Origin of the sequence: Myxococcus sp. AB036A (assembly GCF_006547355.1) — a bacterium.
In the GTDB taxonomy this organism is placed as follows: Bacteria; Myxococcota; Myxococcia; order Myxococcales; family Myxococcaceae; genus Myxococcus; species Myxococcus virescens.
Map to the genome: position 1 here is coordinate 59,879 of NZ_VHLC01000028.1, position 22,685 is coordinate 82,563.

The 22,685-nt window shown below is 70.1% G+C and carries 14 protein-coding genes; 13 read left to right on the forward strand and 1 reads right to left on the reverse strand.

Annotated features, from left to right (window positions below):
• The first annotated feature begins 395 nt into the window (after positions 1-395).
• The 3 genes from FL344_RS14310 to FL344_RS14320 all read left to right on the forward strand — a co-directional run bounded on the left by FL344_RS14310 (position 396) and on the right by FL344_RS14320 (position 8,088).
• The gene (locus FL344_RS14310) at positions 396-4,736 is read left to right on the forward strand and encodes a DEAD/DEAH box helicase (protein WP_194863109.1); all 4,341 of its coding nucleotides are present in this window, start codon (positions 396-398) and stop codon (positions 4,734-4,736) included.
• Positions 4,737-4,806: 70 nt separating this feature from the next.
• Entirely contained in the window at positions 4,807-7,371 is a 2,565-nt protein-coding gene (locus FL344_RS14315) for a S8 family serine peptidase (protein WP_228565040.1), read from the forward strand.
• A 117-nt stretch (positions 7,372-7,488) separates the two neighbouring features.
• Positions 7,489-8,088: a biliverdin-producing heme oxygenase gene (locus FL344_RS14320; protein WP_141618928.1), complete on the forward strand. Its 600-nt coding sequence runs from the start codon at positions 7,489-7,491 to the stop codon at positions 8,086-8,088.
• Between the two features lie 74 nt (positions 8,089-8,162).
• Here the strand turns inward: FL344_RS14320 and FL344_RS14325 are convergent, their stop codons facing one another.
• The gene (locus FL344_RS14325) at positions 8,163-8,726 is read right to left on the reverse strand and encodes a DUF420 domain-containing protein (RefSeq protein ID WP_011551121.1); all 564 of its coding nucleotides are present in this window, start codon (positions 8,724-8,726) and stop codon (positions 8,163-8,165) included.
• A gap of 169 nt (positions 8,727-8,895) precedes the next feature.
• Here FL344_RS14325 and FL344_RS14330 point away from each other — a divergent pair, with 169 nt between their 5' ends.
• The 10 genes from FL344_RS14330 (at position 8,896) to argE (ending at position 22,614) form a co-directional block, all read left to right on the forward strand.
• The gene (locus FL344_RS14330; protein ID WP_141618929.1) at positions 8,896-10,920 is read left to right on the forward strand and encodes a DUF1585 domain-containing protein; all 2,025 of its coding nucleotides are present in this window, start codon (positions 8,896-8,898) and stop codon (positions 10,918-10,920) included.
• A complete protein-coding gene (locus FL344_RS14335) occupies positions 10,920-11,579 on the forward strand; it encodes a hypothetical protein (protein ID WP_141588247.1) in 660 nt (219 codons plus the stop codon). Before FL344_RS14330 ends, FL344_RS14335 begins: the two co-directional genes overlap by 1 nt.
• A 17-nt stretch (positions 11,580-11,596) precedes the next feature.
• A complete protein-coding gene (locus tag FL344_RS14340; RefSeq protein WP_141588246.1) occupies positions 11,597-13,027 on the forward strand; it encodes a DUF1501 domain-containing protein in 1,431 nt (476 codons plus the stop codon).
• A 14-nt stretch (positions 13,028-13,041) separates the two neighbouring features.
• Positions 13,042-14,571 (forward strand): hypothetical protein, encoded by a 1,530-nt coding sequence (locus tag FL344_RS14345; RefSeq protein ID WP_141618930.1) that lies wholly within the window; start codon positions 13,042-13,044, stop codon positions 14,569-14,571.
• A gap of 32 nt (positions 14,572-14,603) precedes the next feature.
• Entirely contained in the window at positions 14,604-18,341 is a 3,738-nt protein-coding gene (locus FL344_RS14350) for an FG-GAP-like repeat-containing protein (protein WP_141618931.1), read from the forward strand.
• A gap of 76 nt (positions 18,342-18,417) precedes the next feature.
• Positions 18,418-18,828: a hypothetical protein gene (locus FL344_RS14355; protein ID WP_141618932.1), complete on the forward strand. Its 411-nt coding sequence runs from the start codon at positions 18,418-18,420 to the stop codon at positions 18,826-18,828.
• A gap of 81 nt (positions 18,829-18,909) precedes the next feature.
• Positions 18,910-19,221: a hypothetical protein gene (locus FL344_RS14360; protein WP_141588242.1), complete on the forward strand. Its 312-nt coding sequence runs from the start codon at positions 18,910-18,912 to the stop codon at positions 19,219-19,221.
• Between the two features lie 121 nt (positions 19,222-19,342).
• Positions 19,343-19,828 carry a ferritin-like domain-containing protein gene (locus tag FL344_RS14365; RefSeq protein ID WP_090485163.1) on the forward strand — a complete coding sequence of 162 codons (486 nt, stop codon included), beginning with the start codon at positions 19,343-19,345 and terminating at the stop codon, positions 19,826-19,828.
• Between the two features lie 78 nt (positions 19,829-19,906).
• Positions 19,907-21,397: a hypothetical protein gene (locus FL344_RS14370; RefSeq protein ID WP_141618933.1), complete on the forward strand. Its 1,491-nt coding sequence runs from the start codon at positions 19,907-19,909 to the stop codon at positions 21,395-21,397.
• Between the two features lie 74 nt (positions 21,398-21,471).
• Entirely contained in the window at positions 21,472-22,614 is a 1,143-nt protein-coding gene (gene argE, locus FL344_RS14375; protein WP_011551133.1) for an acetylornithine deacetylase, read from the forward strand.
• Positions 22,615-22,685 lie beyond the last annotated feature (71 nt).

Sequence of the window (22,685 nt, forward strand, 5' to 3'; positions counted from 1 at the left end):
CCCTCCGCGCGGCGGCGGGCGTCCCGTTGCGGCAGGGCTCAGGGCGCCTGGTTTCGACGGGGGCCGGGGGAATCTCGTGGGTGGGGCTCAAGCTTTCGCTCCTCATGTTCCGAGGGGCGATGTGCAAGGCACATTCCTCCTGGCGGCGAGGCGCGGTGCATCTGTGCGCGTGCTCCTTGTCACGGACTTCCGCTGTGTGCGGTGGCTTGTGCCGGGTGGTGGATGACGCGTCACGCTGCTCCCGTGACGCGTCAGCGTCATGCCCGCACGCAAGGCTGGCGTCCCGCCGGGCCCCCGCCTGGTGAGGGGAGCACCCTCAGTGGGGGCCTACTCACGACGTTCTGTCGCGTTGACGCCGGGCTGTACCTGTGTTCAGGCTAGCCGTGGAGGTGCCCATGTCCCCGCAAATCAGCCTCGACTTCGCCACGGAGTACGCGGCGCATCCGGCGCTGGCACCGTTCCATCCGGTGGTGCGCCGCTGGTTCGCGGAGCGGCTGGGCGAGCCCAGCCGTCCCCAGGTGGAGGGCTGGCCGCTCATCCAGGCGGGCCAGGACGTGCTCATCGCCGCGCCCACCGGCAGTGGCAAGACACTGACGGCGTTCCTCGCCGCGCTGGACGCGCTCTTCCGGCTGGCACTGGAAGGCACGCTGCCGGACTGCACGCAGGTGCTCTACGTGTCGCCGCTCAAGGCGCTGGGCAACGACGTGCAGAAGAACCTGCTCCAGCCGCTGGAGGAGCTGCTCGCCCGGGCCCGCGCGGAGGGCTTCCGTCCGCAGGAGCTGCGCGTCCAGGTGCGCAGCGGGGATACCCCGGCATCGGAGCGCGCGCAGATGGTGCGCCGCCCGCCGCACATCCTCATCACCACGCCGGAGTCCTTCTACCTCTACCTCACGGCGGAAAAGGCCCGCGCCACGCTGCGCGCGGTGCGTACCGTCATCGTGGACGAAATCCACGCCCTGGCGCGCGACAAGCGGGGCAGCCACTTCGCGCTGTCGCTGGAGCGGCTCAAGGCGCTCACGGACGCGCGGCCCCAGCTCATCGGCCTGTCGGCGACGCAGAAGCCGCTGGACGCCATCGCCGGGTTCCTCACCGGCGCCTCCCACCGGGAGTGCAAGCGGGTGGAGGTGGGCCACCTGCGCCCGTGGGATTTGACGCTGGAGATTCCAGACGCGGAGCTGTCGTCGCTGGCCAGCCACGAGATGTGGGGGCAGGTCTACGACCGGCTGGTGGAGCTGACGGGGACGCACCGCACGACGCTCGTCTTCGTCAACACGCGGAAGATGGCGGAGCGCGTGGCGCACGACCTCGGTGAGCGCCTGGGCAAAGGCACCGTGGCGGCGCACCACGGCAGCATGTCGCGCGAAATCCGTCTGGCCGCGGAGGAGAAGCTGAAGTCCGGGCAGCTGCGGGCCATGGTGGCCACCGCGTCGCTGGAGCTGGGCATCGACGTGGGCAACGTGGACCTTGTCGTGCAGCTGGGCAGCACGCGCGCCATCTCCGTGCTGCTCCAGCGCGTGGGCCGCGCGGGCCACCACAAGGCCGGCATCTCCAAGGGCATCCTCTTCGCGATGACGCGGGACGAGTTGATGGAGTGCACCGCGCTCCTCAACGCCGTGCGCGAGGGAGACCTGGACGCGGTGCGGATTCCGGAGAAGCCGCTGGATGTGCTGGCGCAGCAGATTGTCGCCGCGTGCGCCTGCGAGGAGTGGGACGAACGCGCGCTCTTCAGCCTCTTCCAGCGCGCGTACTCGTACCGGAACCTCACCTGGGAGGAGTACCAGGGCGTGCTGGAGCTGCTGTCCGAAGGCGTGGCGGCGCGCCGGGGCCGCGCGGGCATCCACCTCCACAGAGACCGGGTGAATCAGCGCCTCAAGGGCCGGCGCGGCGTGCGCATCACGGCGCTCACCAATGGCGGCGCCATCCCGGACACCTTCACCTTCAACGTCACCGCCGAGCCCGAGGGCAAGGTGGTGGGCACGCTGGACGAGGACTTCGCGGTGGAGTCCTCGCCCGGGGACATCTTCCTGCTGGGCAGCACCGCGTGGCGCATCCAGCGCGTGTCGGGCAGCACGGTGCAGGTGGAGGACGCGCGCGGCGCGCCGCCCAACGTGCCCTTCTGGCGAGGCGAGGCGCCGGGCCGCACGGACGAGCTGTCGCTCCAGGTGGGCCGCCTGCGCGAGGAACTCACGCAGCGCGAGGATGCGCCGGCGTTCCTCCAGAAGGAGCTGCGCATGCCGCCGCCCGCGGTGGACGCGCTGATGGGCTATCTGCGCACGGGGCAGAAGATGCTCGACGCGGTGCCCAGCCACACCACCGTGGTGGCCGAGCGCTTCTTCGACGAAGCGGGCGGCATGCAGCTCATCATCCACGCGCCCTTCGGCAGCCGCATCAACCGCGCGTGGGGCCTGGCGCTGCGCAAGCGCTTCTGCCGCTCGTTCGACTTCGAGCTCCAGGCGGCGGCGACGGAGGACGGCATCCTCCTGTCGCTGGGCGAGCAGCACTCCTTCCCGCTGGCGGAGATTTTCGACTTCCTCCACCCGGACCATGTGGAGGAGGTGCTGGTGCAGGCGGTGCTCCAGGCGCCGATTTTCGGCACGCGCTTCCGGTGGGTGGCCACGCGGTCGCTCGCGCTGCACCGGATGATGGGGGGCAAGCGCGTGGCGCCCAACCTCCAGCGCGCCCGCAGCGAGGACCTGCTGGCGTCGGTGTTCCCGGAGCAGGTGGGCTGCCAGGACAACCACGGTGGTGGCGACCTGGAGTTGCCGGACCATCCGCTGGTGAAGCAGACCATGGATGACTGTCTGCGCGAGGCCATGGACGTGGACGGCCTGCGCGAGGTGCTGCGCGGCATGCGTGATGGCCGCATCCGCTTGCTGGCGCGCGACGTGCCGGAGCCCAGCCTCTTCGCGCACGCGATGATTCACAGCCAGCCCTACACCTTCCTGGATGACGCGCCCGCCGAGGAGCGCCGCGTGCGCAACGTGGCCCTGCGCCGCGCCATGCCCGCCGAGGACGTGACGGCCTTCGGCGCGCTGGACGCGACGGCGATTGCCACGGTGGTGTCGGACGCCGCCCCGCCCATGCGCGACGAGGACGAGCTGCACGACGCGCTGTTGCAGCTGATTCTGCTGCCCGCCGCGGAGGTGCCGCGCGGCATGGCGACGCCCCTGTTCGAGCAGGGCCGGGTGGCGTGGATGGACCTGCCCGCGGGCCGCTTCCTGGTGTCGGCGGAGCGGGGCAGCGCGCTGCGGGTGCTCTTCCCGGACGCGCCCATGCAGCCGACGCTGCCGGTGCTGGCGCATGACCGGCCCGTGGAGCGGGACGCCGCCGTGCTCCAGGTGGTGCGCGGACGCATGGAGATGCTGGGGCCCACCACGGTGGCGGAGCTGGCCCGGCTCATCGTGTTGGACGAGGACTCCGTCAACGCGGCCATGCACCAACTGGAGGCCCAGGGCAACGTGCTGCGCGGCCGTTTCCGTCCGCTGGAGGTCCCCCTGGCGGATGGGGCCAGCCCGCCGCTGGAGTGGTGTGACCGGCGCCTGCTCCAGCGCATCCACCGGTTGACGGTGGGGCGGCTGCGCAAGGAAATCGAGCCGCTGAGCGCGCAGGACTTCATGCGCTTCCTCTTCCGATGGCACCACATGGAAGAGCTGGACGCGCTGCGCGGCTCCACCGGCCTGTTCAAGGCGGTGCGGTTGCTCCAGGGCTATGAGGCACCGGCCTCCGCGTGGGAGCGCTTCCTGCTGCCCGCGCGCATGCGGGGCTACACGCCGGACCTGCTGGAGCGGGCCTGCTACGCGGGTGAGGTGGCCTGGGGGCGGCTGACGACGAAGGAGGCGAAGCCCACACCGGGGCCTCGCCGGGGCGCGTCGGTGACGCCGCCGGAGCCCGCGCCCACGCGCTCGCGGGCGTCGCCCACGCGCAACGCGTCGTTGACCTTCACCCTTCGCGAGGACCTGGAGTGGATGCTCACCGCGGCACGTCCTCACGCGGTGCTGGCGGACGGGGACGTGTGGACGCCGCCGGACTTGAGCGCGCCCGCCAAGGACGTGGTGGCGGTGCTGGAGCGGCGCGGCGCCTGCTTCTTCCAGGACCTGGTGTCGCGCGCGCGCAGGCTGCCCGCCGAAATCGAGGACGCGTTGTGGGAGTTGGTGGCGCGCGGGCTTGTGACGGCGGACGCGGTGCAGAACCTGCGCGTGCTCCAGAGCCCGGCGCACCGCAAGCGGCAGAAGCTGCTCCAACGCGGTGGCCCTGGCCGCTGGAGCCTGCTGACACCCGCGGAGCCGAAGTCGCAAGACGATGTGCTGGACTCGCTGGCGCGCCTCTTCCTCCAACGCTACGGCATCGTCTGGCGCGACCTGGTGATGCGCGAGGCGCTGGCGCCCACGTGGCGCGAGCTGCTCTTCGTGTACCGCCGCATGGAAGCGCGCGGTGAGGTTCGCGGTGGCCGCTTCGTGTCGGGCTTCGTGGGCGAACAGTTCGCACTTCCGGAGGCGGTGGACATGGCGCGCTCGGTGCGCCGTCAGCCTCCGTCCGGTGTGCGGGTGCAGTTGTCCGGTGTGGACCCGCTCAACCTCACGGGCGTGGTGACGCCCGGGCCGCGGGTGCCGGCGATGCCGGGCAACGTGGTGACGTACGTGGACGGCGTGCCGCGAGATGTCGGCGCACTGGACGATGCGGCCGACGGCAACGTTGGAGAGGACACGGAAGACGGCGGCGAGGCGATGGCGAGCTGAGTGGTGAGGCCCCGTCGGGCAGTGGATGCTAGGGTGCCGCCCCTTCCGTTTCTTCCGAGGGGTCGCCCGAATGCGTCGCCTGCTGTTGATGGGACTGTTGCTGCTCTCCGCCACCTCCTGTTCAGGCGACGACGAAGACCCGGGGGAGCCGTCCTCCAGGACCGGGCGCATCCAGGGGACGCTGACGCCTTTCCGGAGCAGTGAACGGTCCGCTGGCGACGGTGCCTCCCAGACGGTGCGCTCGCCGTTTCGCGCGGGTGAGCTGGAGAAGCTGAAGGAGACGCTGAGGGGGATGCACGCGGGGCGCTCGCGCGAGCCGCGGGTGGCGCCGAAGGCCGTGCCGGGGCTTCCCATTGTCCCGTCGCCGCTGGGCGCCGCGCCGCTCGAGCGGGCCTCTCGCGAGGACCCCACGATTCCCGGGGACGTCATCCTCCGCTTCGAGGAAGCGGGCCTGACACCGGAGCGCGTGCTGGCGGCGGTGCAGCGCCCGGGCTTCCGCGCGGTGCACAAGGGCTACGCCAGTGAGTACGTGCACCTGGTGGGCTATGAGCCGCTGGACGGCAAGGCGGTGACGGCCGCGAAGACGCAGGAGTGGGCGGCGCAGCTCGCCCAGGTGCCGGGCGTGACGTACGCGGTGCGCAACGAGCGGATGCGGGCGACGGCGGCGCCGAATGACCGGGGTTACAGCCTTCAGTGGCACTACCCCACGCTCAACCTGCCGGCCGCGTGGGACCTGGTGCCGGACGCAACGGACGTAGTGGTGGCCGTCATCGACAGCGGCATCGTTCCGCACCCGGACCTGACGCATGTGTTGCCGGGTTACGACATGATTTCGGACCCGCAGAACGCGGGTGACGGCGACGGCCGGGACAGCAACCCGCGGGACGAAGGCGGGGACACACCCAGCGGCGGCTCGTCGTGGCACGGCTCGCATGTGGCGGGCACCATCTCCGCGGATACGAACAACCAGGTGGGCGTCGCGGGCGTGGCCTGGAACGCCAGTTTGCTTCCAGTGCGGGTGCTGGGGAAGAAGGGCGGGAGCAGCTTCGACATCGCCGCGGCCATCACCTGGGCCACGGGTGGCACCGTGCCGGGCGTGCCGCCCAATCCGAATCCCGCGAAGGTGGTGAACATGAGCCTGGGTGGCAGCGCGCCGCCGCAGGCGCTGTACCAGGGCGCCATCGATGAAGCCTTGGGGCGCGGGGCCATCATCGTCGTCGCCGCGGGCAACGAAGATGTGGATGCGCGCAACAGCACGCCGTGCAACCAGCAGAACGTCATTTGCGTGGGCTCCACCAGTCTGGCGGGGCAGCGCAGCAGCTTCTCCAACTTCGGCGTGGACGTGGACTTGGTGGCGTCTGGCGGAGAGATGCGCGAGGACCTGAACGGTGACGGCTATCCGGACGGCGTGTTGTCCACGGTGCTGGATGAGAACGGGCAGCCTGCCTATGCCTTCTCGCAGGGCACCAGCATGGCGGCGCCTCACGTCGCGGGCGTGGTGGCGCTGATGGCGGCGTCGCGGCCGGACCTGACGGCCGCGCTGGCGGAGCGCATCTTGAAGGAGACCGCCACGCCGCTCACCAACGCGCAGTGCCCGGAAGGTTGCGGCGCGGGGCTCGTCAACGCGCGCGCGGCGCTGGCCCGTGTTGCCAACGTGGATCCGGGTACGTTGGACCCTCAGCTCAACGTGACGACGTCCACACTGTTCTTCCGGGGCAGCGGCACGCAGCAGCTCATTCTCAGCAACGTGGGCGGCAACCGGGGCGGCGATTTGATGGTGACGGCCAGCGTCAGAGGGCCCAATGCCTCGGCGGTGTCATTCCCGCAGGGCAACACGGTGCGGGTGCCCGCCTTCGGCTCGGCCCCGCTGAGTGTGGCGGTGGATGCATCTGGGCTGGCCGGAGGGGACACCGTGGTGACGCTGGACCTGGTGGGCTCGGGAACGGCGGGCTCGGCGACGGTGGCGGTGAAGATTGGTGTGGCGGGCGCAACCAATGACCTGGACGCCCTGATTGCGTTCGTATGGCAGGACGCGGGAGGGGAGTGGCAGGCCTCGGAGGAGGCCATCGCCATCGCGCGCGCCTCGGCGGGCTACGCGTACAGCATCTCCCTGGCGCCGCGGACGTACTTCGCGTTGGCCACCATCGACGACGACCAGGATGGCAACTTCTTCGAGGACGGCGAGCGCACCGGCTACTGGCGCAACGTGGACTCCTTCGAGCCGCTGGAGCTGGAGGCGGGTGACCGCATCGAGAACGTGAGCTTCGACCTGATTCCCCTGGCGCCCATCGATGATGACCCGGCGCTGGTGGTGGGCAGTGCGTGCGGTTCCAGCCTGGACTGTCCCGGGGGCGTGTGCGTGACGGACTATCCGGGAGGGTACTGCTCCATGGATTGCACCAACTCCGCGTGTCCGGCGGGTTCGCGGTGCTACATCGTGGATTCCTCCTCGGGCCTCAAGGCATGTCTGGCGACCTGCACGCGGCAGGTGGGAACGGGGCAGGGGGACTGCCGCCCCGGGTACGTCTGCTACAGCGACGGCACGGGTTCGGGAGCGTGCCAGCCCAACTGCCGCACCTCTGGCCTGACGTGTGGGCTGGGACGGACGTGCATGGCCAGCGGCTTCTGTCACTGACGAAGGCTCGAGAGCCCGTGTCCAGAGCGACCGAGGGGTAGGGCGGTGGACACTTGGCCACAGTTCTCAATTCCCACCGGGCAGTGACAGCGGCATCGTGCAAGCACCTTGTCCTTGATGCAGCGACTGAAGAGTGAGACGCGCCCGCACCACGAGCGCACCGAGGCCCAGGTGCGTTTGATGGATGCGGACCTGACGCCCACGGCGTACCGACGTCACCTGGAAGCGCTTCACGGCTTCTACGTTCCGCTGGAGGCCCGGCTCGCCAGGCTGGGCCTTGAAGCGGTTCCTGGCTTGTCCGTCCACGCGCGTTGGAAGGTGCCTCTCCTGAAGGAGGACCTGCGCGCGCTTGGCCATGACGACGCCTCGCTCGGACGGTTGCCACACTGCGCGGAGCTGCCCTCACTGGCGGGCGTGCCCGAGGCCCTGGGCTGCCTCTACGTGCTGGAAGGCTCCACACTGGGCGGCCAGCTCATCCTCCGGCACCTGCGCCGCCACTTCGACGGCGTGTCCCTGGGCGACTTCTCCTTCTTCCGCGCGTACGGAGATGAGGTCGGGCCCCGGTGGCGTGCCTTCGGTGACGCCGTCAACCACGCCTCCATCGCCGCGACGGAAGCCACCTTTGATGCCCGCGTGGTGACGGGCGCGCAGGTCACCTTCGACGCCTTCGCTGACTGGCTGCGCCAGGAACAGGCACCTGCCCCCGTCTCCGCCTGACATCGACCTGAGTCGGTGCGTTCGGGAGCCCGCCCCTCCACCTGACTGCTTCGTCGTCGCCCTGCTTCAGCGCGTCACAGGACGGCGGGCGCGCTGCCACGCAGCATGAAGTACACGACGACGCCCGTCGCCGACACGTAGACCCAGATGGGCGCCAGCCACCGCGTCACCTTGCGGTGCCGCACGAAGTCCTTGCGCCACGTGAAGTAGAAGGCCACCAGCGCCATGGGAACCACGGGCATGGACAGCAGCACGTGGCTGGCCAGGATGCACAGGTACAGCCCGCGCCAGTCCCCCACGTAACGCGTATCGCCATGCACGAAGTGGTAGGACAGGTAGCAGACCAGGAAGAGCGCGGACGCGGTGAAGGCGGAGACCATCAGGTACTGGTGGACCTGCCGCGCGCCTCGTTTGATCGCCACCCACCCGCCGATGAGCAGCGCCGCGGCCGTGGCGTTGAGCCCCGCGTTCACCGCTGGGAGGAAGCGCAGGTTCACCCCCTCCACCGGGCCGCCGCCGCGCACCAGCAGAATCCACCCGATGAACGCCAATGCCAGCGCGGACACCACGGCGGTGAAGATGAAGAAGGCCCGGTCACTCACCCGGGGCGGCAGCGCGGCAGGGGCGGCGTTCGACATGGGCCCTATGTCTCGCGCGGCGGGCTTCGTTGCAACCCTTGCTAACTGGCTGACACTACTAGGGAATGCATGTGGGATGAAATATTCCACTGGGTACTACTGGATACTGAAACTGTAATTCCTGCATACTGAGAACGGTCCCCCCGACCCCCTCTTCCGGAGGTCCCCCGTGCTCCGTGTGCGCTACCTTGCCTGCCTGGCTGGTGCCGCCTTGCTTCTGGCCCTGCCAGCCTCCGCTCAAGAGGAGGCTGTCTGTTCACCAGTTGTCGCGAAGGTGCCCCTGGAACGGCATCTCCGGCAGTTGTCGCTGGACTTGCTCGGCCGTCCCCCCACCTACGAGGAGTACCAGGCCGCCCAGGCCAAGGGCTCCATCGGAGTGGAAGACATCCGCGCGATGATGACGAAGGACGAGTTCAACGCGCGCATCCGCAACTACCACCGCGCGTTGCTGCGCTCGAACCTCTCCGGAAGCCTCAACAACAACCAGAACTCGCGGGTGACGGGCAACGGCATTGCCACCGCTTATGGCGTGGCCGGCAATCCCGCCACGACGCTGCGCGGCGCGAATGGCGCGACCTGTAACTCAGACATCGCGCAGGACCAGTGCCTCACGGCGGAGCAGCCAGACGCGCACGCGGCGCCGCTCACCGAGCGTCCCCGGACGAAGTGCCACGACGACGAGGGCGTGCCCCTGGCCGTCAGCTACGACTACGATACGAACTACTACGCGTGTACGCCGCTCGCGCCGACCACGCCGGATGGCACGGCGAAGTGCTCGGACCTGCTGAGCACCAGCCACCCGAAGCACGAGTACCTCTACTTCTGCGACCAGCGCGGCTCGGGCAGCAGCGCGGGGGCCTTCATCTGCGAGCCGGACCCGACGAAGACCACGACCCGGGCGCTGACGGTAAAGGAGATGGATGGCGCCAAAATCAAGGCGTTCAAGCACCCGAACCCGGACTCCAAGCCATCGCTCACCGAGCTGAAGCGCTGCACGCTGGACCTGGAGCTGCGCAACGGACTCAAGGGCAACTACGGGGTTCAGCGCGGCTGCATCCTGCGCGAGGGCTTCGTGAACAAGGCCGCGCCCTACTGGGCCACCGACAAGACGCCGGAGAGCGTCAAGGTGTGCGCCATCGACGCGCAGGAGCGCACCCACAACCCCTGGAACATGGCGTCCTGTGAGACGTCCCGCTTCTCCACTGACCGAAGCTGCGGCTGCGGCGTGGGCATGCGCCGCTGCGAGACGCCCGCCATCACCGCGCAGGACATCCGGGACGTGCACAGCTTGCGCGTGGCCGCCTTCAACGAGGAGCCGCTGCGCATCGCCGAGTCGGTGGTGCAGCGCGACGAGCCCTACTTCAACATCCTCACCACGCGCCGCTCGTTCATGAATGGCACCTTGTCCGAGTACTTCCGCAACCAGCAGGGTGTGGGCGTCTTCAACGTGACGACGCCCACCGCGCAGGGCGCCGTGCCGGTGGTGGCCTACAACGACACGGAGGCTTGGGCGGAGTACACGCGTGACGAGGGGCACGCGGGCGTGCTCACCACGCCGTCCTTCCTCTACCGCTTCCCCACGCACCGCGCGCGGGTGAGCCACTTCTACGAAGCCTTCCTCTGCAAGACGTTCGCGCCGCCGCCGGGGGCCTCGTCGCCCGCGCCGGAGGACGCGTGCAACCGCGAGAACAACCTGGCGGTGCGCTGCGGCTGCAACTACTGCCACGCCACCATGGAGCCCGCCGGCGCGCACTGGGGGCGCTATGCGGAGCGCTCCGCGCAGTTCCTCGCGCCCGACCAGTTCCCTCGCTACGACCCGAAGTGCCGCGACTGCGCCCTCAACAACGACACCAACTGCGGTGGCGAGTGCAGCCAGTACATCATGCAGGCCTACGACGGTGATGGTGCCAGCAGCCTGGGCATGCTCAAGACGTACCTGTACCGCACGGCGGACGAAGAGCAGAACATCGAGGCTGGTCCCACGCTGCTGGTGCAGAAGATGCTCCAGTCGGGTGACCTGGAGCGCTGCACGGTGCGGCGCATCTGGACCGAGTTCCTCGGCCGCCCGATGACGGCGGAGGAGCAGCGCATGTACCTGGTGCCCTTCGCACAGGACTTCGCGCGCAACGGCCACCGCCTCAAGGCGCTCATCGAGCGCGTGGTGACGTCCGACGCCTACCGGAGGATTGACTGATGCGCCGCCTCGTCTTGACCGCCGCGCTGCTCGCGCTGGCCTCCGGTTGCACGAAGGATGACACGCAGTCCGCGGACGGCGTCATCGAGCCCATCGCCAACCCGCATCAGCCCGGGGACTTCACGCCCCTGCCGGACCCCGAGGAGCAGGACGGCAGCGTGGGCCGCGCCCCGCGCCGGCTCACCGTGGCCCAGCTGGACGCCGCCATCGTCGGGGCGGTGGGGCAGCGCTGGAGCGAGCTGGACTCGCGCGCCACGTCCATGGGGCGCGCGGACTACGCCCTGGTGGTGAGCGAGAACATCGAGCCCAACCTGGTGTTCGCCAAGTTCCTGGAGGACGGCGCGCGCAAGGTGTGCATCAGCCAGGCGTCCGCGGAGATGCGCATGACGGACGCGTCGGCCCGCACCATGGGCCGCCTGCTGCCGGAGAAGTGGGATGACCTGACGAAGCTGACCGACGCGGAGGTGCGCGCGCAGCTCGTCTACATGTCCACCCGCTTCTGGGGTTCGCCGCTGTCGGGCGAAGAGCTCACGAAGTGGGCGTCCTTCTTCACCCAGGCCGCGAGCCGGGTGCAGACCCTCTCCTCTTCCAAGCGCCATGAGACGTTGGCCGTGGTGTGTATCGCCATGCTGACGGACCCGCGCTTCATCACCTACTGAAGCTCGGAGTGACCGCGATGAAGAAGAACCGCCACGACGAGAATTGCTCCCAGGGCTGTGCCCACGGGCGCCGTACCTTCCTCAAGGCCACCGCTGGCTTCATGGGCTCCACCCTGCTGGGGGGGCTGCCCTTCCGCGCCTTCGCCCAGGCGGCGGAGATGGCGCCGGCGGACCGCTGCTTCGTGTTCGTCTACTTCAACGGTGGATGGGACCAACTGCTGGCCTTCGACCCGAGGGACCCGACCGAGTTCACCGCGGACCGTGCCTCGGAGACGAAAATCCTCCCGGGCTACGACCAGATCAACGACGCCCGCTTCGAGTCCCGGCCGCTCATCCCCGCCGAGCTTCCGGGCGTGGGCCGGTCGAACATCGACTTCGGGCCCGCGGTGGGCACCGAACTGGCCAGGCACTACGACTTGATGACCGTGGTGCGCGGCATCAACATGAACACGCTGGGCCACGAGGTGGGCTACCGCTACTTCCTCACCGGGAAGATGCCCATCGGCAGCGCGGCGCGTGGCTCCTCCACGGCGACGGAAATCGTGGGGCAGATGAAGCCGCGCGTGCCCATTGCCTCCATCTCCTACAACGTGGAGTCATACAACGACCGGTACGGCGGCTATGCCAACGCGCTGCGCGTCAGCCGCCGGGACGACCTGATTCTGACGCTGAAGGGCAGCGCGGACGCGCTGGACAGCGAACTCGAGAAGCAACTGCTCGACTTCCGCGGCCAGCCCGTCAACTGCGAGCAGGCGGCCTATGGCGCGCGTGGGGTGGGCACCACCTACTCCAACAGCCAGGAGCAGATGCGGCTCATCCAGTCCCAGGGACTGGACAAGTCGTTCGACTTCCTCGTTGGGCCCAACCAGCCACACAGCGCGGAGATGGCGGCCATCCGCACGAAGTACAACCTGACCAGCGCCACCGACGTGAATGGCGAGCGCGGCCGCGCCGCCACGGTGGCGACCGCGCTGAAGAAGGGCATCGCCCAGTGCGTCACCATCAACCTCACGGGCGGCCTGGACACCCACTTCGGCAGCCAGCTCACGCAGGCCAACAACCAGCGGCGCGGCTTCGACGCCCTGGCCATGCTGGTGAAGGACCTGCGTGAGAGCGACCATCCCGCGGGTGGCAAGTTCATGGACCACACCACCATCATGGTGTTCTCCGAATTCTCCCGCACGCCGCTCATCAACAGCTCCGGTGGCCGTGACCACCACCTGAGCAACTCCGCGCTGCTGATGGGGGCCGGCATCAAGCACAACTTCGTGTTCGGCCGCAGCGGTGACATCGGCATGGCGCCGGGCACCTTCGACCTGCGAAACGGCGCGTCGGACCCGAACGGCGAGAACATCCTCCCCGAGCACGTCATCGCCACGGTGCTGGCGTCCGCGGGGCTGGACTACAGCATCACCCGCGTCGAACCGCTGCGTCCCATTCTCGCCTGAGCCGTCCATTTCGCATGCGCATCCATCCGAGGGCTTCCGCCTCCGCCGTCCTCTCCCTGTTCTCGCTCGTGGTCCTGGGGGCATGCGGGGAGGACCGTTCGCTTCCGCTCGACAAGCCCGAGCCGACGCCCTTCCAGCCGGTCCAGGTCCCAGCCGTCACGGCCCTGGCACCCGTTTCCGGCTTCGCGGACCAGGCGGGCGGGGGTGTCTTCGCCACCGCCTCGCGCGAGCTCGTCCGGCTGCGGCTGGACGGCGCGTACGGGGCGCTGGAGCCACACCCGGACAATGAGGCGGCGGCGGGCGGCGTCCTCGGCGTCTTCCGGCTGGGGCCTCACAGCGCCCTGGTGGAGACGCAGACCGGGCTCTTCATGGCGGAGTCGGGGTGGCTCATCGCACCGCCCTGGCGGGACGCGCTGGGGCAGGGCGTCCTCGCCACTGCGCAGTCCGCGGACGGCGCGGTGTGGCTGGCGCACACGCGCGGCCTGTTCCGCCTGCAGGAGGGCACGCTGGCGGAGCTGAAGGTGGACGGCGCGTCGGTGAAGGCCATCACCGCGCTGGCGGCGGCGCCCTCGCCGGAGAACCTGCCAGGCGTGTGGTTCCTGCACGAAGGCGGGCTGAGCGTCGCGGTGGCCCTCAGCACCGCCCACTACCGGGTGCACACCACGAGCGCGCCCCTGGCGGAAGGTGAGTCGCTGCAGGCCCTGGCGGGCATCGGGCCCGCGGTGGGGACCGCCGGTGAGCTGTGGGCGCTCACCAACCAGTCCCTGCTGCGCCGGGGCAAGGACGGCTGGCGCCGCGTGGAGCTGCCGGAGACGCCGCAGCGGTTGATGGGTTCGGGCCGCTTCCTGTGGGTGAAGACGGGCGGCTCGCTGCTCCAGTACGACGCGGACGCGAACGTCTGGCGCGCGGCCAGGGACGCCAGCGCCGGGGACTTCCATTTCCTCGCCGCGGACGAGAGCGGCAGCGTCTGGGTGCAGCAGGGCGGGGTGTCCGTCGCGCTGAGCCACGTGCTGGTGCCGCGCCTCCGGGGACTCTACCAGGGCATGCAGTTGGTGAATGACGGCCTGGTAGTGCGCGCGGTGATGCCGCCGGGCGGGGCGCCCGAGAGCGTCGTCTACAAGCTGGGCAACTCGGAGATTCCCACGGAGGGGCCGGACTACAGCCTGGGCGGCCTGGAGGCCGACGGGACGCACCGCGCCTACTCCTTCGCGTCGCTGGAGGCCGGCCGCTACGTCCTGTCCGTGGTGGCGCGCTACGCGGATGGTTCGGAGGCGCAGCGCTCGGTGCCGTTCGACTATGCGCCCGTGGCGTCGGGGCCGCTGAGCTGGGACAAGGACATCCGCCCCATCCACGAGGCGCGGTGCCGCAACTGCCACAACAGCTCCAGCGCGGCGCGCTCGCTCGACAGCTATGAGCTGTGGCGGGCCAACGCGCCCATCATCACCGAAGCCGTGAGAGACCAGCGGATGCCCGCCGACGGTCCCATGGACCCCGAGCTCATCTCCCGCATCCAGCGCTGGGCCTCCTCTGGCGCCAGGCCCTGAAGCAACGCGCAGTCTCCCTCGAGGTACCTGACATGTCCCGACTGACCCGCGCGGCCCCCCTCCTCGCGCTCCTTGCCGCGGCCTGCTCGGATGAGCCTGCGCCCGCGCGCGTGGCGCAGCCTCACCAGACGGACCAGTGCACGGGTCTGGCCGCGCTGACGCTCTCCGCGCACCCCGCGCGCGTGCGTGTGTCGAGCCCCGTGGCCCTGGTGGCCACCGGCGGCAGCGGTCATTACACCTACCTGCTGGAGCCGGGAGGCTCCTCGGGTGAGCTGGTGGGCAGCCGCTTCCTGGCGGGGCGCACGCCGGGCACGGACACGCTGCTGGTGGAAGACGCGCGCTGCCCGGGCGTGAGCGCCACCACGCAGGTCAGCGTGGCGGCGACGTTCAACGTCGCGCCCGTGCGCGCGGAGCTGCGGCCGGGCACCTCCTTCCAGGTGGAGACGGACGGCGTGCTGGGCTCGGCCATGTACCTGCTGTCGGCCGACGGCTCCGGCGCCACGCTGTCGCCTGGTGGCCTCTACACGGCCGGCACGCGTGAGGGCCTGGACGTCATCACCGTGCGCGACACCCAGTCGGGAGACGAGGCGGTGCTCCAGTACGAGGTCCGCACAAATGCCCGGCTGACCGGAGCGCCGGCCTTCCTCGCCGTGCCCTCGGGTTCGTCCGTGCCGCTGGCCACGCGCGGTGGCAGTGACCGGGTGAACTGGACGAAGGAGTCCGGCCCCGGGACGCTGGCGGGCGGCCGGCTGACCATCGAGCCCGGCGCTACCGGTGTGGCGGTGCTCAACGCGGTGGACCCCTTCACCGGGGACACGGCGAGGGTGTCGGTGCGCGTGCTGGACGAGCTGACGCGGCCGGGACTGCCGCATGGCCGTCTGTCCGACGCGGCCACCCTGGTGACGGCGGACTTCGACGGTGACGGCCACCTGGACCTGGCAGTGGGGCAGCGCGAGAGCGACCTGAACGAGCCGTCGGGCGGCGCCGTGTTCATCTTCAAGGGGGGCAGCGGCGGCCTGCCGACGGAGCCCACGTGGGTGCTCACCGGCACCACGGAGACGGCGCAGTTCGGTGACGCGCTGGCCGCGGGCGACCTGGATGGGGACGGGCGCGCGGAGCTGCTGGTGTCCTCGCCGGGCGCGGACGTGGCCGTCACCAACGCCGGCGCGGTGTACCTCTACACCTTCCGAAGCGGGGCGCCGGCGCCGCTGCGCCAGCAGCTCACCGGCCTGCTCCGCAACGCGGCGTTCGGCTCGGGCATGGCCATCGCGGACTTCGAGGGCGATGGCGACCTGGACGTGGTGGTGGGCTCGCCGCTGGGCGACCTGGCCCCCACCAACGCCATCCGCAACCGCGGCACGGTGGACATCTACGCGTCGACGCGGAGCTCGCCGGTGCCGGACCTTCCCACGGTGCGGCTGGGCGGCTGGGATTTGACGCAGGATGGCGCCCTGGTGTCGCGCAGCAGCACCGAGCTGGGCCGCGCGCTGGTGACGGGCGACCTCAACGGGGACGGCCTGGTGGACCTGGCGGCGCTGAGCCGGGTGTCCCGGTACAACACGTCCGGAGCGGTGTCGGGCGCGCAGATGGCCATCTCCGTCTTCCTGGCCCGTGCGCAAGGCGCGCGCTTCCGGGCCTCGCCGGACGTGTACGTGCTGCCGGCCAACACGGCGGACAGCAACGAGGGCACGTGGCGGCTGGGCGTCATCCCCGCCGAGGGCACGCGGCCTCCGCTGCTGCTGGCGGTGGCGGACCGGGCGGACTCGCCGGACCTGCGCTCGAGCGGAGGACTGCAGTCCGGCAGTGATTCGGGCGGTGCGCTGCTGTTCGACTTGACGGGCTACTCCGCCACCGGCGAGCCCGCCAACCGGCCGCCCCAGGTGACGCGCGAGGCGGCCTTCGCCCGCATCTACGGCGAGGCCAGCGGCATCAACGCGGGCCGGAGCTGGGCGGTGATGGACGTCGACGGTGAGCCGGGCCTGGAGCTGCTCCTGGGCGCGCCGTACGCGTCCGCGCCTTCGGGGGTGGGGAGCGGCACGCTGCGCTGGAGCGGCAAGATTCTCGTCTATCCCCTGGCCACGCTCTCGCAGGGCAGCATCCTCAACCGGCCGCTGATGGTCATCAACGGGACGGCGGTGTCGGACACGCTGGGCTCGGGGCTGGCGACCTGGGGCCCCGCGGGGAACCCGTCGCTGGTGGCCTTCGCGGGCCGGTCCTCTTCGGCTCAGGGGGCCTTCACTGGCAGCGTGGAGCTGTACCACCGTCAAGGCGCGTCGGTGACGGAGTGGACGCGCACCAGCGTCCGGGTGCCGGCGAAGCCGAGCGTGGAGCGCTTCGGCGAGGCGGTGGCGATTGCTCAGGGCCCGCAGGGCCGTCCGCTGGTGCTCACGGGCGCGCCGGGCTGGTCCGGCCCCGGTACCAGCAATGACGGCAACGCCCTGACCATTGGCCGTGCCTACGTGCACGACGTGTCGGCGCCCGCGCAGGCCACCGTGGTGGAGGAGGGCCTGCCCTCGCCGCACCATGCGGGCCGCAACGTGGGCGTGGACGTGGCCTTCTCCGACTTCAACGGCGACGGGCGTCCAGACCTGGTGGTGGGCGCGTCCAACTTCTACGTGCCGGGCACGGGCACCACGAGCTCCAACAACGAGCTCAACAACACGTACACGTCGGTGCCCGCCGCGTGTGTCACCAGTGGCTCCCAGTCGGTGGGCGGCGCCCTGGTGTCGCTGGGACAGCCGGATGGCAGCTTCAAGCCGGCGTACCGGCTGTTCGCGCCGAACGTCATCGCGGACTGCACGTTGGAGCCAGAGGCCCTCTGCCGGCGCACCGGCATCGGGCGCGGCGTGGTGGGCGGGTTTGATTTGAACGGCGATGGCCGCCAGGACGTGGGCCTGCTGCGCAACGACGGCATGGAGGTGTTCCTGGGCCGCGCGCCCGAGGACGCATCGCTGGCGAAGCTGAGCATGATGTGTGAGCCCGTCTACACGATGCCGTCCATGGACATTCAAACGTTCGCGCCGGTGTCGCTGGGCGACCTCAACGGTGACGGCTGTGACGAGCTGGCCTGGCGCTACGCGGAGGGCTCGCGGTCGGGCGTGGCCATCCTGCTGGGCTTCGACGCGAGCGGTTCGCGCTGCGGCGGGCGCCGGACGGCCACCGTGTGGCGCATCGCCGGTGACAGCGAGGTGCAGCTCACCAACATGGGCTTGGGCTTGAGCATGACGCGCGCGGGCCGGTTCCTGGGCGACACGCGCGACTTCGTGGCCATCAGCGCCACCAGCGTGCCCTTCAACGGCGTGACGCAGCCGGTGGTGCTGCTCTTCGACAAGGCGGTGCTGGTGAACCGGATGCAGGCGCTCCAGTCCGCGGGCGCGCCGCTGGTGGTGGGCGCGCTGGGTGACGGTCTCAACCCCGTTGTCCTGGTCCACCGCCACCGCGCGGTGAACTTCGGCGCGCGGCTGGTGGGCGGCACGGACCTCACGGGCGACAACATCCCCGACCTGCTGGTGAGCGCGCCGGGCGCCTCCGAGGCGTCCGACGGCGGTGGCGCGGTGTTTCTCTATGCTGGCGGGGTTGGCCAGCAGGGCGCGCTTTCACCGTTCCTCATGGTGGTGGGAGATGGCTCGGAGCGCTCGGCGCTGGGGCAGGCGATGTCGATGATGCCGGGCAGCGGCAGCTCGCCGCCCATGCTCGTCATCGGCGCGCCGCGCAGCTACCGGACGGGGACGCAGAACGGCACGGCCTTCGTGTTGCCGCTCGGCTTCTGACGGTACGCACCGGGAGGCTGTTGGGTCCACGCTGGGGCCGGGGCTATCCTGGCGCCTGTCTCAGCGTGGGAGGCCCATGAGCCTGAACCGGGAGTGGCGTCACGGCGAGCAGCATGCGTGGTTCGAAGCGCCGGACATCCTCTGGGCGCGCTTCCGGGGCGCCATCACCCTGGAGACATCGGTCTGGTCATGTGGCGTGTACCGGGAGATGGCGGACGCGCAGCGCTTCTACCTGGCCGCGGACATCACGGACTCGCACCTCAGTGCGGAGTCGCGCCGCTACCTGGTGGACCACGCGCAGGCGGGCTGGTTCCTGGGCGTCGTCTACATCGGCGCGGCGATGGAGCAGAAGGCCACCACCAAGAGCCTCATGGTGGGCGCGATGCTGAGCGGCGGGATGCGGCTCGACACGGCCTACGTGGATTCGGCCGAAGAGGCGCGGGCATGGATTGCGCAACACCGCGAGGCGGCGGCGCGGACAGGCTGAGCGCGGTGGGCGGTCCGGTGGGGTGACGGGCGTGCTGCACTCGGCAGGGCGCATGCACATCGTCTGTGGCCAGGAGGGTGCATGGGGGCCGAAGCCCTGGGTTGGTTCAGTTCATTCGTCCTGCTGTTGACCATCACTGTCCAGGTCCACAAGCAGTGGAAGTCAGGCTCGAGCGAGGGTGTGTCCAAGTGGCTCTTCGTGGGGCAGATGACGGCCTCCGTGGGGTTCACGCTCTACAGTTGGAAGGTCGGCAACTGGGTCTTCGTGGTGACAAACGCGCTGATGCTGTTGAGCGCGGTGCTGGGGGCCGTGATTGTCCTCAAGCACCGCCGGGCCGCGCGGAGGAAGCACGCCACCCAGCCGCGCGCGCCCTCTGACGCCGTGCATGCCTGAAGACCTGGGCCCTGGCTGTCCGCCTGCCCCAGGGGCGGGCAGTCAGCGCGTCCAGGAGGTGGGTTGGTTTGCGGGAACAGCCTTCTCACATTGCCCGAGCCCCTTAGCGCAGGAGTTCGACATGGCCGACAAATCGGAAGTGGCCCGGCTGCGCAGCCTGGCCCAGCTCGACGCGGATGCCGTGGGTGCCTACGACGCGGCCCTGGCCCGGATTCCGGAACCGTTGGTCCGCGAGCGGCTCAACGGATTCCGAATCGACCACGTCCGGCACGTACAGGACCTGAACGCTCTCATCCACGAGGCGGGCGGGACGCCGCTGGAGCTGCGCCTGGACCTCAAGGGAACGGCGATGGTGGGCCTGACGGCGATGTCCAGCATGATGGGCACCGAGGCCGCGCTGGTGGCCATGCTTGGCAACGAGGAGTTCTCCAACCGCGCCTATGACGTCGCCCTGCGCTTCGACTGGCGCCCCGAGGTCCGTGCGCTGATCGAAAAGCACCGGGAGGACGAGCGGCGCCACGTGATGTGGATTCGCGACGCCGTCCGGACACGCCCCTGGGAGCGGGCACGCGCCATCGCCGAGGAAGGCTCCGAAGCCCCCGCCTGAGCCGCCCTGCTGGGCCGATATGCCGGGGCCCGGTCCTCGTTTACGCTCCCGCTGGGGCTCTACGAGGAGACGGGACGAATGCGCTCGGTGGTCTTCGCGGCGGTTGTGTTGGCGGGCCTGATGACGGGCTGTGCCCATCAGGCTGGCACCTATAGCGACCTCTTCATCCCGGATGGGGAGGCCATCTACGAGCGGCCGGTGGAGGAGATGTGGCCGGAGGTGCGCAAGTACTTCACGGAGGCCAACCTGCCCTTCCGCGAAGACCGGGGCAGCATGGTGCTGGAGACGGAGTGGCGCCAGGAGTTCGGTGGCTCGAAGGTGTCCGGCTTCTTCCACCGCTACATGGTGATGGGCAAGCGCGAGTCCCCCACCCAGAGCAAGCTGTGGATCATCCGCATCACCAAGAGCCGCAACAAGGCGCTGGCCCCGGCGGGCCGTGAGCTGGACTGGGGTGTGGCGCGCATCATCGGTGACCAGGGGGGCGGTGCCTCCTCGGCCCCGGGCCTCTCCGTGGAGGATTGGGAGGATCGGCTGGATGCGCCGGTGGGGGAGAACTCCTTCTACGCGGAGTCGGGGCAGGGCTCGCGGGACCTGGTCATGGAGTGGCGGGTGTTCCGCTCCATCTCTCCCAAGCTGATGAAGGAGGAGAACGCGCCCAAGCCGGTGAAGGTGGCGATGGCGCCTGACGCGGAGGGAAGCGCGGCGGCCATGGACTTCGAATGCGGCCTGCCGATTCTGGGCCTGGGCAAGCAGGTGAAGCCGGGTGGGGTGCTGTTGCTGGGGGAGATGCACGGCACGCAGGAAGTGCCGCGCTTCATCGCGCAGGCGTCCTGCCAGACGGCGGTGGCCGGCACGCCGGTGACGGTGGGGCTGGAGCTGCCGCTGGAGAGCCAGACGCGGGTGGACACCTTCCTGGACAGCGCGGGGACGGAGGATGACTGGCTGAAGCTGATGGAGGCGCCGTTCTGGCGCAGCCCGTATCCGGATGGCCGCAGCAGCGAGGCGGTGGCGAACATGCTGGACCAACTGCGTCAGCTGCGCTCGCGCGGACTGGACGTGGACATCTTCGTCTTCGACCACCCGAAGGCCCAGGGGCAGGCGCGCGAGGACGCGATGGCGGCCACGGTCCGGCACCAGGTGGAGTCGAGCCCGGGGCGCTTCCACATCGTCCTGTCCGGCAACATCCACTCGCGCACGAAGAAGGGGCTGCCGTGGGACAAGTCCTTCCGGCCGATGGGGCTGGTGCTGAAGGACGAGCTCGACAGCGTGGTGGCGCTGGACATGGCGTACAACAGCGGGTCGGCGTGGATTTGCGCGGTGGACCGCAAGGGCGTGAAGGACCAGCTGGCCTGCGGCATCCGCGAGGCGAAGGGCCGGGACAACGGCGACCGCTTCTTCCTACACACGTGGGGCGGAACGAACGATGACGGCTACCACGGTGTCTTCTACGTGGGGCCGGTGAGCGCGTCGGCGCCGGCGGTGCACAAGGGCCTGGGACGGCCTGGAGCGGGGGATAACTCGCTGTCTCCGTTGGAGGAGGCCGCGCCCCAGGTGGCGTCCGTTCGCTGAGTAGACATGGGGGAGGGAAGGGCCTTCCGGGGGCTGGCGTGCCGTGGCATGACCCGTCCCTGGAGGTCTTACCCATGAGTGACACGCTGCCCGCGCTGCGGGCCACCCTGACGGAGTTGGTGGCGATGGACACCACGTCCTTCCGCCCCAACGTTCCGCTCATCGACTACGCGCAGGCGCGCCTGGAGGCCGCGGGCTTCAGCGCGGAGCGCCAGAAGTTCCTGGATGACGCGGGCGTGGAGAAGGTGAACCTCGTCGCGGTGAAGGGCGGTTCCGGCTCCGGCCGCGCCGCGCTGGCCCTGGTGGGGCACTCCGACTGCGTGCCCTACGACGCGGCCTGGACGGACGCGCTGCGGCTGACGGAGAAGGACGGGCGGCTCTACGCGCGCGGCGCGTGTGACACCAAGGGCTTCATCGCCTGCGCGCTGCACGCGGCGTTGAACGCCGAGCAGTTGAAGGCCCCGCTGATGGTGGTCCTCACCGCGGACGAGGAAGTCGGTCTGACGGGCGCGAAGAAGCTGGTGGAGGCGGGACTGGGCCGCGCGCGGCACGCGATTGTCGGCGAGCCCACGCGCCTCATTCCGGTGCGCGCCAACAAGGGCTACTGCCTGGCGGAGGTGGAGGTGCGGGGGAAGGAAGGGCACAGCGCGTACCCTGACTCGGGCGCGTCGGCCATCTTCCGCGCGGGTCGCTTCCTCCAGCGCCTGGAGCACCTGGCGCTGACGGTGCTGCGCGAGGACCTCGACGAGGGCTTCCAGCCGCCCTTCACCACCGTGAACGTGGGCGTCATCCAGGGCGGCAAGGCGAAGAACGTCATCCCCGGTGCCTGCCGCTTCGTCGTGGAGTGGCGGCCCATTCCCGGGCAGCCGCCGGAGCGCGTGTCTCAGTTGCTGGAGACCATCCGCCAGGAGCTGGTGCGGGACGAGCCCGCCTTCGAGGCGCAGATTCGGGTGGTGCGCACGGACCGGGGTGTGAATACGCGGGCGGACGCGGAGGTGGTGCGCTTCCTCGCGGAGGCCAGCGGCAACGCGCCGGAGACGGTGTCCTTCGGGACGGAGGCGCCGCAGATGACGGAGCTGGGCGCGGAGGCGGTGGTGTTCGGCCCCGGCGACATCCGCGTGGCGCACCAGACGGGCGAATACGTGCCCGTGGAAGACCTGGTGCGCTGCGAGGCCGTCCTGGCTCGCGCCGTGGCCCACTTCTGCGGCGGGCGCTGAGTCTGAGTGACTGCGCTTGGGCGGAAGCACCCGCCTCAGCGCACGGCCTCGGCGGCGGAACGGCCGCCGAG